Here is a 2,640-nt window from a genome sequence, read left to right as displayed (position 1 = left end):
GGACCGACGGCAGCCACAACACGAAGCCATACACGCCGATGCTCCAGCAAAAAAACTGCAGCGCCAGGATGATCACCTTGGGCGAACGAAAGGCTTCGGCGTAGTTCTTCACCGCCTTGATCCCGACCTGTTCGGCGGCCAGGGCGCTTTGCAGGTCTTGTTTATGCTGCTTGCTCAGCCACTTGGCGTCGGCGGGTTTTTCATCCGCCAGCTTCCACCAGATAAACGCCCAGATCACCGCCGGCAGGCCTTCGATGATAAACATCCAGCGCCAGCTGAAGTGCTGCACCAGATAGCCCGAGACCACCGACATCCACATCATGGTGACCGGGTTGCCGAGGATCAGGAAGGTGTTGGCCCGTGAGCGTTCGGCTCGGGTAAACCAGTGGCACAGGTACACCAGCATCGCCGGCATCACCGCGGCTTCAACCACGCCGAGCATGAAGCGAATGGCGATCAGCATATAAGCGTTGGAGACCACGCCGGTCAGTGTGGCCAGGCTGCCCCACAGAATCAGGCTGACGAAAATCAGCTTTTTAACGCTGCGTTTTTGCGCGTAGATCGCACCTGGCACCTGGAAGAAAAAGTAGCCAAGAAAAAACAGCGCGCCCAGCAACGACGACATGCCGGGGGTGATCATCAGGTCTTCGGCCATGCCGGAGGCAGCGGCGAAGCCGTAGTTGGCACGATCCAGGTATGCCAGGCTGTAGGTGATGAACACGATAGGCATGATGTACCACCAGCGGCGGGTGGCGAGTTTCACAGTTTCCATGGGGTTGCTCCTGAGCTTGTTGTAGTTGTGGCAACAGGGAGTGGGTCATGCAACAGATCGGCTGGGTAATTCAGAGCGGGTGGGCAAACCTTCCATATCACCTCGGCTTTGCACGGCGCGGCTGCCGATCCAGTTGCCGCGCTGTACCGCCTCGGGGAAGCTCAGGTTTTCGAGCAGGGCGCTGATCATGCCGACGGCAAAACCATCACCGGCACCCACGGTATCCACGACGGTTTCCACCGGCACGGCGGCAATAAAGCCTTGGTCCATGTGGGTGCGGTAGTAGGCGCCGTCCGCGCCCAGCTTGATTGCCACGGCTTCGGCGCCCTGGTCGAGGTAGAACGCGGCGATGTCGGCCGGGTCGTCAAAGCCGGTGAGCAGGCGGCCTTCGCCCAGGCCCGGCAACACCCAATCAGCCAGGGCGGCGAGGGCGTTGATTTCGCCGACCATCTGCGCTTGGCTGGCCCATAACGACGGGCGCAGGTTCGGGTCGAACGACACGCTGCGCCCGGCTTTGCGCATCTGCGTCATCAGTTCCACGGACAGCTCGCGGGTGGCCGCGGACAAGGCGGGCGGGATGCCGGTGGCATGCAGGTGGCGCGCTTGCAGCAAGGCGGGGCTGATCGCGGCAATCGACAAGTGGCTGGCCGCCGAGCCTTTACGGAAGTACTCCACCTGCGGGTCGGCGCCGGCTTCTTCGCGGGACTTGAATTGAAGGCCGGTCGGGTGCAGCGGGTCGACCGCCACATGCCGACAATCCAGGCCTTCGTTCTTCAGCGTGTCGACCACAAAGCGCCCCAGGGAATCGTCGCCGACACGGCTTAGCCACGTCACATTGAAACCCAGGCGCGACAGGCCGATGGCGACATTGCTGTCGGCCCCGGCAATGCGCTTGTGAAACTGCGCCACCTGGGCCAGGTCGCCGGTCTGTTCGGCGACAAACATCGCCATGGTTTCACCAAACGAAAGGATATCGATCTCAGACATGGGCATTCTCCGCGCGGGGTTGGCCAAGGAGGGCGAGGGCGGCGACCTGCTGTGCGGTGACTGCAACCAGGTCATCGCCTTGCAACGGGAATTCCACGGCCCGGGTAATACCTTGAGTCATATGTTTGAGCAGTTGTTCCCACAGATGCAGGTCGGTGGCGCCGGGCGGCAAGGCCACCAGCTTGCCGTCCTGGCGACGCGCCACGGCCTTGCAGTGCAGGTAATCCACATGGCGGCCCAACAGCCGCGCGGCAGTGAGCGCGGATTGGTCCTGCCACTGCCAGTTGCCGATGTCGAAGGTCATTTTCACCGGCAAGCCCAGGCGTTCCACCTCAGTGAAGAAGCGTTGCATTGGCTCGATGCGCCCACCGTGCAGGGTCTGGTCGTTCTCCACCAGGAGTTTGACCGGGTGGCGGTTGAGCAGGGCGTGCAGGCTTTGCAGGTCGTTGGTGTCGGTGAAATAACCGAGGGAAACCTACAGCCAGCGCGAGCCAAACGCTTGTGCGCGGTCCAGGGTTGCACTGAGTTCAGCGTTCGGCTGGGCGCGCCCGGCGACCCAAAGCTCCAGAGGCGACGAGAACACCGATTCCAGGCCGTTTTCGGCAGCGGCCTGGGCGAGGTCGGTGGGTTGTTCGGTGGTCAGCAGTTCTTCGCGCCACTCGATGCGCTGGGCGCCGGCGGCACTGAGCAGTTCGACAAAACTCAATTGGCCAAGCGTGCGTACCAGGTCGGCACCGTAGCTGGATAGGCTGATGGAAACGGGGTATTTATGCATTGTTATGTACCTCTGAAACCGGTTTCATTTTTATACGAAAAACCAATGTGGGAGCTGGCTTGCCTGCGATGGCGGTGTGTCAGGCGACTACGGCTTCGCCTGACAG

The 2,640-nt window shown here is 61.7% G+C and carries 2 protein-coding genes and 1 pseudogene; all 3 read right to left on the bottom strand.

Going from position 1 to position 2,640, the window contains the following annotated elements:
* A partial coding sequence (locus tag FEM54_RS30130) for an MFS transporter (RefSeq protein WP_138454018.1) occupies positions 1-772 on the bottom strand: 772 nt, incomplete at its 3' end.
* A gap of 45 nt (positions 773-817) precedes the next feature.
* Positions 818-1,759 carry a sugar kinase gene (locus FEM54_RS30125; protein ID WP_138454017.1) on the bottom strand — a complete coding sequence of 314 codons (942 nt, stop codon included), beginning with the start codon at positions 1,757-1,759 and terminating at the stop codon, positions 818-820.
* A pseudogene (locus FEM54_RS30120) lies at positions 1,752-2,534 on the bottom strand (sugar phosphate isomerase/epimerase family protein). The gene FEM54_RS30125 and the pseudogene FEM54_RS30120 overlap by 8 nt, the downstream one beginning before the upstream one ends.
* Positions 2,535-2,640 lie beyond the last annotated feature (106 nt).

It is taken from the genome of Pseudomonas edaphica (assembly GCF_005863185.1).
In the GTDB taxonomy this organism is placed as follows: domain Bacteria; phylum Pseudomonadota; class Gammaproteobacteria; order Pseudomonadales; family Pseudomonadaceae; genus Aquipseudomonas; species Aquipseudomonas edaphica.
Note: the sequence above shows the minus strand (reverse complement) of the source record. Positions and strands in the feature narration are given on the sequence as shown.

Coding starts and splice junctions, on each gene's coding strand:
- FEM54_RS30125 (WP_138454017.1), bottom strand. CDS start 1,759: ATGTCTGAGATCGATATCCTTTCGTTTGGTGAAACCATGGCGATGTTT.